This is a genomic window from Pseudomonas sp. F-14 TE3623, from assembly GCF_053629015.1.
The window spans coordinates 5,551,112-5,565,655 of record NZ_JBRJHM010000001.1; the positions used below are offsets into that span (position 1 = coordinate 5,551,112).

Genomic DNA, 14,544 nt, shown 5'->3' on the forward strand with positions numbered 1-14,544 from the left:
ATTCCCATTCGGAGACACACCCATGACTCAACGGACCCTCGCCACTTTCATGCTCGCACTGGGCCTTGCCACCCTCGCCGGTTGCGCATCGCCTACAGTGATCACCTTGAATGACGGTCGAGAAATCCAGGCCGTCGACGCGCCTAAGTACGATGAAGAATCGGGCTTTTACGAATTCGAACAACTGGATGGCAAGCAAACCCGCGTCAACAAAGATCAGGTCCGTACCGTTAAAGATCTGTAATCTTTACGGCGACAACCAGATAAAGAAAAGCCCGCTTTAAAAGCGGGCTTTTTCGTGGGTGAAGAAAAGCAGCGTCGTTAACCTTGTGATCACCACTGCAAGGTGATGGTGCTTTCGAATTCTCTTTCCTGCCCCGTGACCGGATCGACAAATCGCAGCCCTTGGGCCAACAGCTTCAAGGGGTTGGCATAGTCATCTTCTACGTCCTTGAGCACCTGCGGATAGAACGGATCATTGCAGATGCTGGCCCCCAGGGCGGTCATGTGAACTCGCAACTGATGTTTCTTGCCCGTCACCGGGTACAGCGCATAACGCCAGAGTTCACCGTTTTTTTCCCTGACCTCGACAGCCGTCTCGGTATTGCTGACGCCCGGACCTTCTTGCATGCGAAAAAACGGCTCGCCATCGATAAGTCGACTTTTATGAACCAGCGGGAAGGAGTGCTCCGGCAATGCCCGGGCGATTGCTTCATAGCGCTTTTCGATCTGGCGTGTAGGAAACAATGACTGATACGCCGACCGACTCTGAGGATTGGCTGAAAACAACACCAACCCAGCCGTATGCCGATCAATGCGATGCAAAGGCACTAGATGCGGGTTATCCAGGCGACGGATCAGCCGCCGCAGCAATGTCTGCTCCACGTATTCACCCGCCGGAGTCACGGGCAGGAAGTGTGGTTTATCTGCTACCACCAGATGCTCGTCGGCATAGAGGATCGACTCCACCACCGGAATCGGTTTTTCGTCCGGCACTTCACGGAAATAATGAATCCGCAGACCCTCTTTGTAAGGCAGGTCCAGGGCGATCGGCAGGCCTTGCCCATCGAGGACACGACCGCGAGCAATTCTGTCCAGCCATTGTTCACGACCGATGGCACTGAAGTGTTCGCAGAGGCAATCGAGGACGGTCTGCCACGGCCCCGGCGGCAGGTAGAGCGTGCTGGCCTGGTTATGTGCAGCAGAAAAAGATGAAGTGGACATACGAAAAGCTCTGACCCTCAATACAGGGCGGCATTATCCAACAGTGGCCGGAACGAACCTAGAAGAGAATCCTCAAGCAGGTATCGACTGTGCTCGAGCGGCCGCTTCGGTGAACTCCTTGAGCCAGCGCAGCACATCGACCGCTTCCCAGCGACCCGGATCATAAAGCGCATACAACAACCCCTGATAGCCCACGACATCCAGCTGTCGGTGATAGCCCGCACGCTGGAACAAGGCTTCGATTTCGGCGAAACAGGTATTGAAATGCAATTTGTTGAAAGGCGTTTTTCCCTCCGTGACCAGTCCATCCAAACGCAATTCGAGGACGGCCTCGCGCACCACGTCCGCCGACATCCGGTTCACGCTGTTCTTCAATTGTTCGACATTGACCAAGGTTCATCCCTCTGACGTCCGGGATCGGCTGCCAAACCCGAAACAGGGAAAAGCATGGCAGGCAATCGGAATAACTGTATGCGCATACAGTATCCGAATAACATCGGTTAAGCCAAGGTATCAATCATAAAGTTCGACACACGGGAACACCGTCGCCGCCCCCCTACCGCAGGAACGCCACCACTTCATCGGCACTGAACGGCCAATCCAGCTCAGCGCCGGTATCGACCCGTCGCAACACTGGAATACGCAGACTGTAAGCTTCGAACCACGTTTCGTCCTCAGCGATATCCACCAGCTCCACCAATAAACCACGCTCGACAAATTCCATTAGCATGGCTTCGGCGACTTCACAGAGATGGCAACCAAGGGTGCCGAACAGCTGACATTCAGGAGGCATGACGACAAGACCCATCGAAGTAAGCGCTCATTCTAGGCCCGCTATCAAAAGCCGTCGAGCCGATGCCCGATCTGTCTGAGCAATGGCTGATTTCAGGAGATTTCGGCAAACTCCTGACGCACATCATTCGCCTCAACGGCCATTTGCGCGATGCTCGCGTCTTTTTTGCCTCTACGCTTGAGTAGTCAGAACCCTCACCGGAGTTTTTTGTGTTCGCCAATCTGTTGATCATCTTCACCTCCTCTCTGGTGGTGATTGCGCTGTTCCAGCGTCTGCGCTTGCCACCGGTGCTGGGCTACCTGTGCGTGGGGCTGATGATCGGGCCGACCGCGTTCAACTGGGTGAATGAAAGCGAAGAGTTGCCCGACCTTGCCGAGTTGGGCGTGGTGTTCTTGCTGTTCTCCCTCGGGCTTGAGTTTTCCCTGTCGAAAATGCTCGCACTGCGCCAGGTGGTTTTTGGCCTGGGCAGCCTGCAAGTGCTGCTTTCCGGGATAGTGCTGGGGGGGTTGCTGATGCTGTTCGGCATGCCGACCATACCTGCACTGTTACTCGGTGCCGGTTTGGCGCTGTCGTCCACCGCCATTGTCAGCAAGGAGTTGAGCAGCCTCGGTGAGCTTTTCAGCCGTCACGGCCAGAATGCCATCGCCGTGCTGTTGTTCCAGGACGTGGTCGCGGTGTTGCTACTGACTCTGGTGCCGGTGTTCGCCGGCAGCAGCGACCAGGCCTGGTATTGGGCGCTGCCATTGACGCTGGGCAAGACCATAGTGCTGTTCGTCGGTCTGCTGCTGGTCAGTCGCTGGTTTCTGCCAAGGCTGTTCCATGAAGTCGCCGCGTCCCGGTCCGCAGAGCTGTTCGTGCTGTTGGCGCTGGTAATCGTTTTGCTGACGGCCTGGCTGACTCACCTGCTCGGCCTCTCCCCAGCCCTGGGCGCCTTTCTCGCCGGCATGCTGCTAGGCGAAAGCCACTACCGACATCAGATCGAGGCGGACATCCGTCCGTTCCGCGACATTCTGCTCGGGGTGTTCTTCGTCAGTATCGGCATGCTGATCGACTTGCGGTTGTTTGCCAGCCACGGCCTGCTGATTCTTGGCCTGACGCTGGGATTGCTGCTGATCAAAGGCACCGTGGTCGCGCTGCTGGTCAAATGGCGCGGCAGCGATGTCGAAACCGCCTGGCGCAGCGGCCTGGCATTGGCTCAAGGGGGTGAATTCTGCTTTGCCCTGATGACGCAAATGCAGCAGAACAAACTGATGCCCGCCGACTTTGGCGGCCTGCTGCTGGCCGCCACGTTCTGCTCGATGCTGGTGACGCCTTTACTGCTGCGCGCCGCTCCCCACATCGCCACACGCCTGCACCACAAGCCCAACGAAGAAGCCGAACTCGAAGAAATCAGCGCGCTCAACGCAGGCTTGCACAATCACGTAGTGATCTGTGGCTACGGTCGCGTAGGTCAGTCCATCGGGCGCGTCCTGCGTAATATAGATCAACCTTACATTGCGCTGGATACCGACCCGGTGCGGGTTCAGGAAGCAGCCGTCAATGAAAGCTGTGTTCATTACGGCGACTCACGTCGCGGCGAGCTGTTGGTCGCGATAGGGCTGGAACGCGCCAGACTGCTGGTGGTCGCCGTGGACAAGACGGACATCGCACTGTTGATACTCAAGGAGGCACGCCGGTTCAACCCGAGCGTGTCGATCCTGGTGCGCACACGGGACGACAGTCAGTTGGCCGAGTTGAAGGCGGCCGGCGCCAGCGAAGTCGTACCCGAGTTGCTGGAGTCGAGCCTGATGCTCGCCTCCCATGCGCTGATCATGCTGGGCATACCCGGCCAGCAGGTGCGAGACCGGGTCGACCAGGTACGGCGGGACCGCTATCGCCTGCTGCACGGTTTTTACCCTGGCGCTGACGATGAGGAACGGTGATTCAATCCTGACTCACGGCACCGATCTTGTGCACCGACAAGTCCGCGCCGTAATACTCCTCTTCCTGGCTCAGGCGCAGACCAGACAACGCATTGATCACGCCATACACCGTAAAACCGCCGACCAGCGCAACAATCACCCCCAGAGAAGTGCCGATCAACTGGCTGACCAGGCTCACGCCCCCCAAACCACCCAAGGCGGTTTGACCAAAGATGCCGCAAGCGATCCCGCCCCAGACACCACACAGTCCATGCAGAGGCCAGACGCCCAGCACATCATCGATATGCCATTTGCCTTGAGCCGCGGTAAAGCACCAGACAAACAGCGCCCCGGCGATGGCACCGGTCACCAACGCACCCACCGGGTGCATCAGATCCGAGCCTGCGCAGATCGCCACCAACCCGGCCAATGGGCCGTTATGCAGGAAGCCCGGGTCATTGCGCCCGACGATCAACGCCGCCACGGTGCCGCCGACCATGGCCATCAGCGAGTTCACCGCCACCAGCCCGCTGACCCCTTGCAGGGTCTGAGCGCTCATCACGTTGAAGCCGAACCAGCCAACGATCAAAATCCACGAACCCAGCGCCAGAAAGGGAATGCTCGACGGTGCGAATGCCACGAGTCGCCCATCGCGATAACGACCTTGCCTTGGGCCGAGCAACAACACCGCCGCGAGTGCCAGCCAGCCGCCCATGGCGTGAACCACCACGGAGCCCGCGAAGTCATGGAAACTGGCACCAAAACGCTCCAGCAACCAGGCTTGCAGGCCAAAGTTGCCATTCCAGATCATGCCTTCGAAGAAGGGATAGATGAACGCCACGATCAGTGCGGTCGCACACAACTGCGGGACGAACCGGGCGCGCTCGGCGATGCCTCCGGAAATGATTGCCGGTATCGCCGCAGCAAAGGTCAGCAGAAAGAAAAATTTCACCAGCCCATAGCCATGATCGGCAGTGATCACCGCCGCCGGCTGCATGAAAGTGACCCCGTAGGAAATCCAATAGCCTATAAAGAAATAGGCCAGGGTCGAAATGGCGAAGTCGCTGAGGATTTTCGACAAGGCATTGACCTGGTTTTTTTGTCGAACCGTACCCACCTCGAGAAAGGCGAAACCGGCGTGCATGGCCAGGACCATGACCGCACCGATAAGGATGAACAATGTGTTGGAGCTATGGACCAGACTGTCCACAGCACTTTGCAGATTTTCCATGGATTGGCAGACCTGAAGGCTGAAAAAAGCACCAAAGCAGTTCGCGCAGAGGGCTGGCGCACCAAGTTGCAGCTAATCCAGACTACTGCGCTAACTGGATGAACCACTTTGGCGCGCAAGGACCGCAGTCTTCGCGCGAGTTTTGATGGTTTGAGTTAAGGTTTTCCTGAAATCATGCCCAGCAACAGCGCAATGGCGCGAGTTGACGCACCACGACAAAGCAAAAGTTGTACCAGTCATTTGTACTGAACCTTCACGCAAGGCTCATACTCGAACGCTTCAGAAGCCACTCACGGAGATCACCAATGGCACGCACCACAGCAAAGACTGCTCAAGAAGTTTTGATGGAAGATTTTCAAACGCTGGTCACCGACACTGAAAGGTTGCTGGAACACACCAAATCCCTGGCTGGCGATCAAGCCGATGAGTTGCGCCAGCAGATCCATGACAGTCTGCTGCGCGCGCGCGAAACCCTGAGATTGACCGAAGACTCTGTGCGCGAGCGCGGCAAAGCTGCTGTCACCGCCACGGAAGATTACGTTCAGGCCAATCCATGGCAATCGGTCGGCATCGCGGCTGGCGTGGGCTTCCTGATCGGCCTGCTGGCCACTCGGCGCTAACATGGCGATCGGCGAATCCGGCCCGTCCGCGACGGGCACCGGCTCATCACCGCGGCGCCTCGGTGCCGCGTTTCTTGGACTGCTGCACAGTCATGTCGAACTGTTCGGCATTGAATTGCAGGAACAAAAAGCACGCACCGTAAGCCTGTTGCTGTTTGCAGGCCTGACGCTGGTCTTTGCCTTGTTATTGCTGGTGGGCTTGTCGACGCTGGTGTTGATCCTGTTTTGGGACACCTATCGCCTGGCAGCAATCATCGGGCTCTGTGTGTTCTACACCCTCGCAGCATTGTTCTGTGCGATGCGCTTGAGAGCCGCGATTTTCGATGAATCCTCGCCCTTCCATGGCACCCTGGAAGAGTTGGCCAATGATCGGGAGCGTCTGTTGCCATGAGCATGTCTGAACTTCCCCGCAACAGCTCGCGCACGGAAATGCGCAAGGCGCTGATCCGCCTGCGCATGGAAATGCATCGCCAGGAAATTCGCCACGAATCCCAACACCTGTTGCACCCCCTGCAACGGGTGCGTGGCATGACGCAAAACCTGCAAGACGGTCTCGGCATCAAACACGCCCCGCTCTGGGGCATCGCGGCCGTGATCGGGTTGGGCTTTCTGACCGGCAAGGGTGCCAAGGGTGGCGGTATCGGCAGCCTGACTCGGCTGGCTCGCCTGGGCGTCACGCTGGGGCCACTGATCAAGCTGATCATGCAGAACTCGCGCAAACACTAGTCAGTCCTGTTTGGCTGCATTTCTACAATACCACCGGGATTAACCTCTTTATCGTGAGGTTGATCCTGCGTGCGCCCAGGTTTGGGACACCTACCGCGATGCCACCAGCAATCAGTACTGCCTTACCACCGGGCAATTTTTCGACAACGGCGAGCGACTGCTGCTCATCGATATTGATGCCGCGGGGCTCTAGTTCTCCTTGCAGGTACCGGCTCGAACCGGGAAGCTAGGGGATCAGTCACCTGACGGAGAAACCAGCCTTGGATTGGCAAACCCTGCTTACCCGCGAACGCCTCGGAAAGCCTGTGCACAGCCCGGAAGAACTCGGCCGCAGCCCTTTCCATAAAGACCACGACCGCATCATTTTTTCGGGCGCGTTTCGCCGTCTCGGGCGCAAGACCCAAGTCCATCCGGTCTCCAGCAACGATCACATCCACACGCGCCTGACCCATTCGTTGGAAGTCAGCTGCGTCGGTCGTTCGCTGGGCATGCGCGTTGGTGAAACCATCCGCAGCGCCCTGCCCGACTGGTGCGAACCGAGCGACCTGGGGATGGTGGTGCAATCGGCTTGCCTGGCCCATGACATCGGTAATCCGCCCTTCGGTCATTCCGGTGAAGACGCGATCCGCCACTGGTTCCAGCAGGCCGCAGGTCGTGGCTGGCTGGATGCGATGAGCGAAGCCGAACGCAATGACTTCCTCAATTTCGAAGGCAACGCCCAAGGTTTCCGGGTGCTTACCCAGCTTGAATACCACCAGTTCGAAGGGGGAACCCGGCTGACCTATGCCACGCTGGGCACCTACCTGAAATACCCGTGGACTGCTCGGCACGCCGACTCTCTGGGCTACAAGAAGCACAAGTTCGGTTGCTATCAGAGCGAACTGCCGCTGCTGGAACAGATCGCTCATAAACTCGGCCTGCCCCAGCTGGACGAACAGCGCTGGGCGCGCCATCCACTGGTGTACCTGATGGAGGCCGCCGACGACATTTGCTACGCGCTGATCGATCTGGAAGATGGCCTGGAAATGGAGTTGTTGGAGTACGCCGAAGTCGAGTCCCTGCTGCTGGACCTGGTGGGCGACGACCTCCCGGAAACCTATCGCCAGCTCGGTTCGCAGGATTCGCGTCGGCGCAAACTGGCGATCCTGCGGGGCAAAGCCATCGAACACCTGACCAACGCAGCAGCTCGAGCGTTCGTCGAGCAACAGGACGCGCTGCTGGCGGGCACGCTGCCTGGCGACCTGGTGGAGCACATGCATGGCCCCGCCAAACGTTGCGTCTTGAATGCCAAGGACATGGCGCGCAAAAAAATCTTCCAGGACAAGCGCAAGACACTCCACGAAATAGGCGCCTATACCACCCTGGAAATCCTGCTCAACGCCTTTTGCGGAGCAGCACTGGAGCAACACAACGGTCGTACACCATCCTTCAAGCACCGCCGCATACTCGACCTGTTAGGCAACAATGCGCCCGATCCTAATGGCCCTTTACACACCTCCTTCTTGCGAATGATTGATTTCATCGCCGGCATGACCGACAGCTATGCCGGTGAAATGGCGCTGGAAATGACCGGTCGTTCAAGCCACCGATAAAAAATGTATCGATCAGCCGTATCAGAGAGCTCTGAACGGCTGATCGAGTTTCTCGACATTCATCTGTATTTCAACGTCGCCAGAATCGCCCTACACCTTGCGCAGAGCGGACTGATCGATTGTTCGGCCATATCGCGAAACAATCACACTCCCCCTGCTCGACAGATGACGCATGAAAACTCCTATGTTCGAACATGACTGGCGCATCTTGCTGGTGGAAGATCATCCCTTTCAGCTACGGGCGACTCAATACTTGCTCGAGAGTTATGGCTTCACCCAACTGACCGCCACTGACAGTGCCGAAGGCGCCTTGCAACACATGCTCAAGGCGGAGCAACCATTCGACATTCTTCTGTGCGACCAATGCCTGCCCGACCTTCCAGGCCTTGATTTGATCGAATACGCCAGTCACCGGGGGATGATCAGACAGGCCATCCTTCTGAGCAGTCTGACATCCGTCGAACTGGACAAACTTAAAGTAATGGCTTACGAACATGGACTGCCCTTGCTGGGTTACTTGATCAAACCATTGAAACAATCAGACTTTAGAAACTTGTTGACCTTGGCCTCAGTATAAAAACGCAAAAACCCAAACACATTAAAACAATGACCAACATATAGATTCAAACCTCTAACTCAATGCTTTCAACGGTTTGACTAACCCTACCAAACCTTGCCTTTCCTCATGCAAAACCTAGTTGATGCGTAGTCCCATTCTTCTTCAGTTGTAGGACTTTTCCTATATTGCCGCTACAGCCCCCTCAGTTCATGCGGCCCCTCAACTATCTGAGCTAAGGTGCGCGCTTTATTTGTGCACGTATGGGATTTGATTATGAACTCCGTTTTTATTGTCGACGATCACCCTGTCATCCGCCTCGCCGTTCGAATGCTGCTGGAACATGAAGGTTACAAAGTCGTCGGCGAAACTGACAATGGGGTCGATGCAATGCAGATGGTTCGCGAATGCATGCCTGACCTGATCATCCTCGACATCAGCATTCCCAAACTGGATGGGCTGGAAGTTCTTTCCCGTTTCAACGCCATGAGCACCCCCCTCAAAACACTGGTATTAACTGCACAGTGCCCGACACTTTTCGGTATTCGCTGCATGCAGTCCGGCGCATCGGGCTATGTATGCAAACAGGAAGCGGTCATTTTCAGCAAAAAATAATTTATTTCAGATACATTGAATTGTAAAACGCCAAATAACGAGCCAACCCATTGTTCTTCTCGCGGAATTCCGCATACCGGCTTGCACTCTGAAATGGCTCGTCGACGAAGTACCACACGTTTCAGCCCAACGTGACGATCAGTAATCCCCAAAAAGACGATCAATGTGCGTCCACGACCGGACACCCACCATCCGGTGCAGCATCAGGACGCACGTTTGGCCGCGGCCATTGCTGCTGTGCACTGGGGATTCTCCGGGAACATTGGACGTACCCAAGAGGTCGGAGCACACATTCGCAAAGTCACCGGATGGACCGAGGAAGAGTTTTCTGCACACTTGCGTGAGCGGAAAGCGCAAAGACCTGCAGAACTGAACTGGATTCTCGATTTATCCATGATAGAGGCGGGTGAGCTTCTGCATCTTGGTGCTCGCATCGAACGACCAACGTTCATGCGCTTCAGGCCGTCGCTCCGACGAACAAATCTCGCATTTCCCGCCCGCACGGGCCCACACGTACTGACTGGTCGCCTTCCACTGCGCTGGCGATATTGGGGCAGTAGTACGGATGAAGCAGAGCCTCCAGAAATCACCGCGATGACGCTAGCTGATAGTGGCCGTGGAGAGATGAATGTGGATCTATCCATGCTTACACTTCATAACGAAGATCTACCTAACAACTATACGCATCAATTTCTCCAGTTTACTGAAAAATCAGCCGAAAGGTGCCCTTAAGGTGAATCGGGCTGGTTCACCGAATTCACCTCGACATGCTGTCGGTAGGCCTTGGGTGTGTAATCGATTAATCGATATCCAATTTCTTCAATCGAGCCAGGCCTTGTTTGATATGGCCGGCGTTTTCAGCCATTGTCCACAGTGCTCCACGGACATTTCCGCCCACTTCCTGTGCCCCTTGCTCCTCAACCAGGAGGGTCAACTCCATAATGGCTGCCTCCAGAGCCTGCTGATTTTCGAAGATTCTTTCCAGTACGTCCGGCAGCGAATAGTTGCTTGGCATGACGTCGACTCCTTCCGAGAAAAAATACAAGCATAGTACCGGCAATGGCCGTGTCGGGCATAATTGCAGCTTGCTTAGAAATTGCTACAAAGCGAAGAAGTATTAGCGGGATTAGCCAGTCCGGCTGGGCGTTGGAGGAGTGCTAGACTCAATTCATCATTGGGATTGTCGGTTGCCACCGAAAGCCCTCAGTTCGATCACGGTCAGTTCCGCTAAGTGGGAATGTTTTAGGGCAAAATTAGGGCAGATTCAGGGCCGCCATAGACCGCAATACGCCAAGGGCAAAGTGTGCTTGACGGTCTATAACGGTCCTCGTGGGCGCATGAAGGGGTTCGAGGGTCATATTAACAAAACGTAGCAGATTTAACGTAGAAACGAAGACTTCATAATGGCGCCTGTGTATTTATACAGCCTGGGCCCAGAATCCATTCTTGTTGCTGTAAAGGAGCGATTCATTGCTTTTGACATATTAATTTATTGAATCAGTTTGCCCCCACCGCTCACGCATTAAGCTCTTAAAGCCTTGAAAATCAAGTTGCACAATTGATCCCGTTACCTGAATCATACGGTCCATCTCGATCGGCGTAGCTAACTCGCTTGCTAAGATACGGCAGCGCAATCGCAGTTTTCCTGAAGCTAACGGAACAATTGCAAGTGCGTCGGATGACCTCATTTTTTCTCCTGGCAATAGGGATCCAAAGCGTACGTGACAGACCGGGACTATGGCGCTTTCATCGATAATTAGCCGCTGATTCGCCATCACCTCAGGCAATGTGCGCAAGCCTTTGCTGAAATCCCATGTGGTTTCTGGCTTCTCCGGGAGGTCGCATCCCGCGAGTAGATGGACGGACTGCCCATCCAGCGGCTCCACGATAACTTCAAGCTTGGCATTCGAGAGTTGTACTTCTGAACGATTGAGTAATATGAATTGAACCTGGATGAGTGCGTCGTTCACTTGAACGTACTCAGCGTACTCTCTCCAGAAGTCGTCGTTGTCACGAGTCATAAAAGAGCGGGTCTCAAACTCAGCAGGCCCCAAGGCTCGCCGTTTATAGTCGGGGAATTTTTCAGTAAACTGGAGAAATTGATGCGTATAGTTGTTAGGTAGATCTTCGTTATGAGGTGTAAGCATGGATAGATCCACATTCATCTCTCCACGGCCACTATCAGCTAGCGTCATCGCGGTGATTTCTGGAGGCTCTGCTTCATCCGTACTACTGCCCCGGCGCACATAAACGACATTGCTCTTCAGTTTTCCATAGGCATGAGAAAGGTAGAAAGCACGCTTTTGCTTCGGAATAGTGATCACGCCGACAGTCTTACCTTCATATAGGTGCTCTTCGTAGCGAAACGTCAGTTTCGGTTTTACCTTTCCGTGGACGAATTGTTGCACCGCTGCATCGTCGATGCCGCCCGATATGCCTACAACTTCGGCCGGATGAGGTCGCTGATCTTTGAAGCCGAGGAGAATAAAACCAGGGCCGTCGCGCCATGAATTGGCAATCGCGAGGATGTCCTTGAGCATCTCGGCCTTATCGTTCTCGCTGCCGCCGATAAATCGGTACTGCGCAGATTTGAAATCAATGTCAGTTCCTTCGCTTTTGTACCGCAATGTGCGCAGCAGTTCGTCCATCAAGATGTAATCTCCCTAGCTAGGCTCAGATATAGCTTCTGCGCTTTGGTACGTGTGGCCTAAAGCCAATCTGTAGCATAAGTGCTCTGATGCACCTATGGATCATTAACTGCCTTTCGCGACGGCTAGCTATCGGCCCTAATTGCCAATATCTCAGCTTCCTTTTACTGGGATCGTTCCACCGATAGAGTACATCCCCTTCAGCGTGAACAAAGCGCCCCGAGATGCCGGGATCATTTACTAATTCTTCTCTATCGTCACGCTTCACTGCTGAACTACTCCTTTCCTTACAACTCAGTTAGCCTTCCAAAATCAGAGTCGCTGTTTGCCGACTACGGATGGGGCCACCGATAGCCCTGCTTGTACGACCACACCTCAATCGGGGCGGAGAAATATTACTCCGCTCGGCACTGCGCAATGCCAAAGTGATGGCATTCATGCATTTTGGGGATAGCTGGCAGATCTGAACGTGCTCTTAGCTTCCTTCGTCGAGAGCAAGGAAGTCAGCTGATAGTGGAATTAAGTGACGCCGGACTGGGTTTTCTGCATGCAGCGCTCGATCTAACTGCTCGCTGAGACCGTCGGCATCTCAACCAGTTTTTGACGTTGTTGCCGCTGACCGAAAACTGACCCAGTAAAGGCTGTTCTGCCGACTGAAAACTGCCCCAGGTGTTCAACTGCTTCTGCTTAATTTTTGGGCAGGAGAACACAGGGTGATTTCAATTCGCCCAAGCTCGAAATTCTTACGGATGATCTGCCTTTCGCTCTTTAACCTGACGAAAAAAACTGATGGAAAGGCTAGAAGACTTCCTTGATTGGATTCAGCTCCACCCGATTCCACTTTTTGCCGAGACGCTCTATCCTTGCCCCATGCTTGATGGCAGTGATGCAGCCATATATCGTCTTCAAGCGGCGATTAGCTGCGAATTGGTGCTCTACTCAACAAAGTCCATGCACCCCCACCTCCGGGAGAGGACGCACTGTTGAATACCTGCCAACGAGCGGCGCATAACATATCCTTCGAGTGAATGGTTAGGCGAGTCCCTCGCTTACCGCTCATGTCGATAGTGTGGCTTCACTCGATTCCCTCGAAAAATGGAATGGAAACGCATTTATGACGTTAGGAGAACTAATATCGCCAGTGACAGCTTTACTCCGGCTGATCACTAGTTTTTACGGTCGACAATCAGCGAGGCCACATAAGCGCCTGGAAGGTAGTATATTGCTCAGAGGTATTGTAGCGGAAGTACCAGAAGAGCTTCCCTTCTTTCTATGCGATATTGACGGGAATCGTCATAGAGGGATCTACGTCATTGGAATGTTAATTTGGAACAAAGGCACCCAACCTGTAACTCAAGCCGATATTCTCCCCTCCGCCCCACTACAGGTAACAGTTGACCCAGACTCAACCTTCGTAAATGCCCAGATTATTCCCATCGAAGATCAAACTGATTGTTCAGCGACAGTCATTAGCCCAACTACACTGCGCCTAGACTTTGATTGTATAAACCCTAATGAATACCTGATAGTTCCGATTTACTACACGGGCAACCCCATGACCAAAGTGCAGATCACAGGACGTATCATCGGTCAGGAATATTCAATCGACCATACCGCTGCAGAAGTAAAAGCCGCATTTTTTGAACGACTTACAGTGCTGGCAATTCTTTTGATGTTATTAAATACTATTCCTGGGTTATTAGTCGCTGGTGGTTACATCCTACATGATTATGGGCTGGGAACGATGTGGCATGATCCTAATAGCATACCAACCTATCTGATGATCCCATTTGCTATGGGAGTGATGACGTCTGCCATGTTCATAATTTCACGCATCATATTTTGGTTTGAAAGAAAAAAGTATCCCGAAGGATACCCGCTGTATGGTGACCTTGAACCTCCTCTGTTCGAAAACATTAAAGGCATGTTGCGCACTGTCCTAAAAGGAGAAAAATATAGAGTATCTACGTCACTATTCGATTGGGGGAAGCCTATACTTTTAACGGCAAAAAAAACTAAGCGACGCACTATCGACGACTGGATTCGGTAGTCGGCACGAGAGACCAAAATCTCAACTGAACCCAATAACAACCAATAACCTATCTCAAGAAGCCAAATGAATAATCAAGAAAATAAATTCGAGCATGCCTGGCGGTACTTCCAGCTTCACGCAACTCAACGCATAACCGTATTCAACTATTTTTTACTTATCTCTGGAGTCGTGGCGTCGGGATTAGCTGCGACTTTACAAGGTAGCCAGCGGTTTTCTTCCCTTGGTGTTGTTCTTGGATTACTACTGACTCTCGTTTCTTTCGTGTTTTGGAAGCTCGATCAACGAACCGCTTTTCTAATAAAGCGCGCAGAGTTTGTCTTGATTGAAATCGAAAAGGAAGCCTCAGATAAAAAATTCCAAATCTTCAATCTTGAATTAGAGCTTACCAGCGGTGAGAGAAACAATAAAAACGTATGGCTTCGTAGATGGAGCTATGGAAAGTCATTCAGATTGATTTTTATTATTATGTCACTCTTCGGTCTGGGTGGGACACTATTGTCGGGGGCTAAGTTTCTGGGGCTGATTGCTTGGTAACTCCAAGGAAGGCAAAATGCCATAAAAGTACTTGACTAAAAATCGACCGCT

Annotated in this window: 16 protein-coding genes and 1 pseudogene; 11 read left to right on the forward strand and 6 right to left on the reverse strand. The window is 53.7% G+C overall.

Annotation, left to right across the window (positions count from 1 at the left end):
- Positions 1–22: 22 nt before the first annotated feature.
- On the forward strand, positions 23–244 hold the full coding sequence (locus AB7M29_RS25790; protein WP_038982251.1) for a YgdI/YgdR family lipoprotein: 222 nt from the start codon (positions 23–25) through the stop codon (positions 242–244).
- 89 nt (positions 245–333) lie between these two features.
- On the opposite strand, the gene AB7M29_RS25795 is transcribed toward AB7M29_RS25790, so the two are convergent.
- From AB7M29_RS25795 to AB7M29_RS25805, 3 genes are all read right to left on the reverse strand, one after another.
- Positions 334–1,224 carry a pseudouridine synthase gene (locus AB7M29_RS25795; RefSeq protein ID WP_217858702.1) on the reverse strand — a complete coding sequence of 297 codons (891 nt, stop codon included), beginning with the start codon at positions 1,222–1,224 and terminating at the stop codon, positions 334–336.
- Between the two features lie 72 nt (positions 1,225–1,296).
- Positions 1,297–1,617 carry a hypothetical protein gene (locus tag AB7M29_RS25800; protein WP_008075636.1) on the reverse strand — a complete coding sequence of 107 codons (321 nt, stop codon included), beginning with the start codon at positions 1,615–1,617 and terminating at the stop codon, positions 1,297–1,299.
- 163 nt (positions 1,618–1,780) lie between these two features.
- Positions 1,781–2,017, reverse strand: a complete 237-nt coding sequence (locus tag AB7M29_RS25805; protein ID WP_052964156.1) for a glutaredoxin family protein — start codon at positions 2,015–2,017, stop codon at positions 1,781–1,783.
- A 209-nt stretch (positions 2,018–2,226) separates the two neighbouring features.
- On the opposite strand from AB7M29_RS25805, the gene AB7M29_RS25810 reads away from it, so the two are divergent.
- Positions 2,227–3,939, forward strand: a complete 1,713-nt coding sequence (locus tag AB7M29_RS25810; RefSeq protein ID WP_454248289.1) for a cation:proton antiporter — start codon at positions 2,227–2,229, stop codon at positions 3,937–3,939.
- Position 3,940: 1 nt separating this feature from the next.
- Here the strand turns inward: AB7M29_RS25810 and AB7M29_RS25815 are convergent, their stop codons facing one another.
- Positions 3,941–5,149, reverse strand: a complete 1,209-nt coding sequence (locus AB7M29_RS25815; RefSeq protein ID WP_454248290.1) for an ammonium transporter — start codon at positions 5,147–5,149, stop codon at positions 3,941–3,943.
- 305 nt (positions 5,150–5,454) lie between these two features.
- On the opposite strand from AB7M29_RS25815, the gene AB7M29_RS25820 reads away from it, so the two are divergent.
- The 7 genes and pseudogenes from AB7M29_RS25820 to AB7M29_RS25850 all read left to right on the forward strand — a co-directional run bounded on the left by AB7M29_RS25820 (position 5,455) and on the right by AB7M29_RS25850 (position 9,990).
- Entirely contained in the window at positions 5,455–5,769 is a 315-nt protein-coding gene (locus AB7M29_RS25820) for a DUF883 family protein (protein WP_008009371.1), read from the forward strand.
- Position 5,770: 1 nt separating this feature from the next.
- On the forward strand, positions 5,771–6,160 hold the full coding sequence (locus AB7M29_RS25825; protein ID WP_007895049.1) for a phage holin family protein: 390 nt from the start codon (positions 5,771–5,773) through the stop codon (positions 6,158–6,160).
- Positions 6,157–6,495, forward strand: a complete 339-nt coding sequence (locus tag AB7M29_RS25830; RefSeq protein WP_052963975.1) for a hypothetical protein — start codon at positions 6,157–6,159, stop codon at positions 6,493–6,495. The genes AB7M29_RS25825 and AB7M29_RS25830 overlap by 4 nt, the downstream gene beginning before the upstream one ends.
- Before the next feature lie 260 nt (positions 6,496–6,755).
- Positions 6,756–8,087, forward strand: coding sequence for a deoxyguanosinetriphosphate triphosphohydrolase (locus AB7M29_RS25835; RefSeq protein ID WP_052963977.1), 1,332 nt, complete (start codon positions 6,756–6,758; stop codon positions 8,085–8,087).
- Between the two features lie 172 nt (positions 8,088–8,259).
- Positions 8,260–8,664, forward strand: a complete 405-nt coding sequence (locus tag AB7M29_RS25840; RefSeq protein WP_080370428.1) for a response regulator — start codon at positions 8,260–8,262, stop codon at positions 8,662–8,664.
- A gap of 255 nt (positions 8,665–8,919) precedes the next feature.
- A pseudogene (locus AB7M29_RS25845) lies at positions 8,920–9,234 on the forward strand (response regulator); the annotation flags it as partial.
- A 240-nt stretch (positions 9,235–9,474) separates the two neighbouring features.
- On the forward strand, positions 9,475–9,990 hold the full coding sequence (locus AB7M29_RS25850; protein WP_454248291.1) for a hypothetical protein: 516 nt from the start codon (positions 9,475–9,477) through the stop codon (positions 9,988–9,990).
- Between the two features lie 67 nt (positions 9,991–10,057).
- Here the strand turns inward: AB7M29_RS25850 and AB7M29_RS25855 are convergent, their stop codons facing one another.
- Both AB7M29_RS25855 and AB7M29_RS25860 read right to left on the reverse strand, forming a co-directional pair.
- A complete protein-coding gene (locus AB7M29_RS25855) occupies positions 10,058–10,273 on the reverse strand; it encodes a hypothetical protein (RefSeq protein ID WP_454248292.1) in 216 nt (71 codons plus the stop codon).
- 469 nt (positions 10,274–10,742) lie between these two features.
- Positions 10,743–11,906 carry an ATP-binding protein gene (locus AB7M29_RS25860; protein ID WP_454248293.1) on the reverse strand — a complete coding sequence of 388 codons (1,164 nt, stop codon included), beginning with the start codon at positions 11,904–11,906 and terminating at the stop codon, positions 10,743–10,745.
- Between the two features lie 1,114 nt (positions 11,907–13,020).
- On the opposite strand from AB7M29_RS25860, the gene AB7M29_RS25865 reads away from it, so the two are divergent.
- Both AB7M29_RS25865 and AB7M29_RS25870 read left to right on the forward strand, forming a co-directional pair.
- On the forward strand, positions 13,021–13,956 hold the full coding sequence (locus AB7M29_RS25865; RefSeq protein WP_454248294.1) for a hypothetical protein: 936 nt from the start codon (positions 13,021–13,023) through the stop codon (positions 13,954–13,956).
- A gap of 66 nt (positions 13,957–14,022) precedes the next feature.
- Positions 14,023–14,493 carry a RipA family octameric membrane protein gene (locus AB7M29_RS25870; RefSeq protein ID WP_454248295.1) on the forward strand — a complete coding sequence of 157 codons (471 nt, stop codon included), beginning with the start codon at positions 14,023–14,025 and terminating at the stop codon, positions 14,491–14,493.
- The last annotated feature ends 51 nt before the right edge of the window (positions 14,494–14,544 follow it).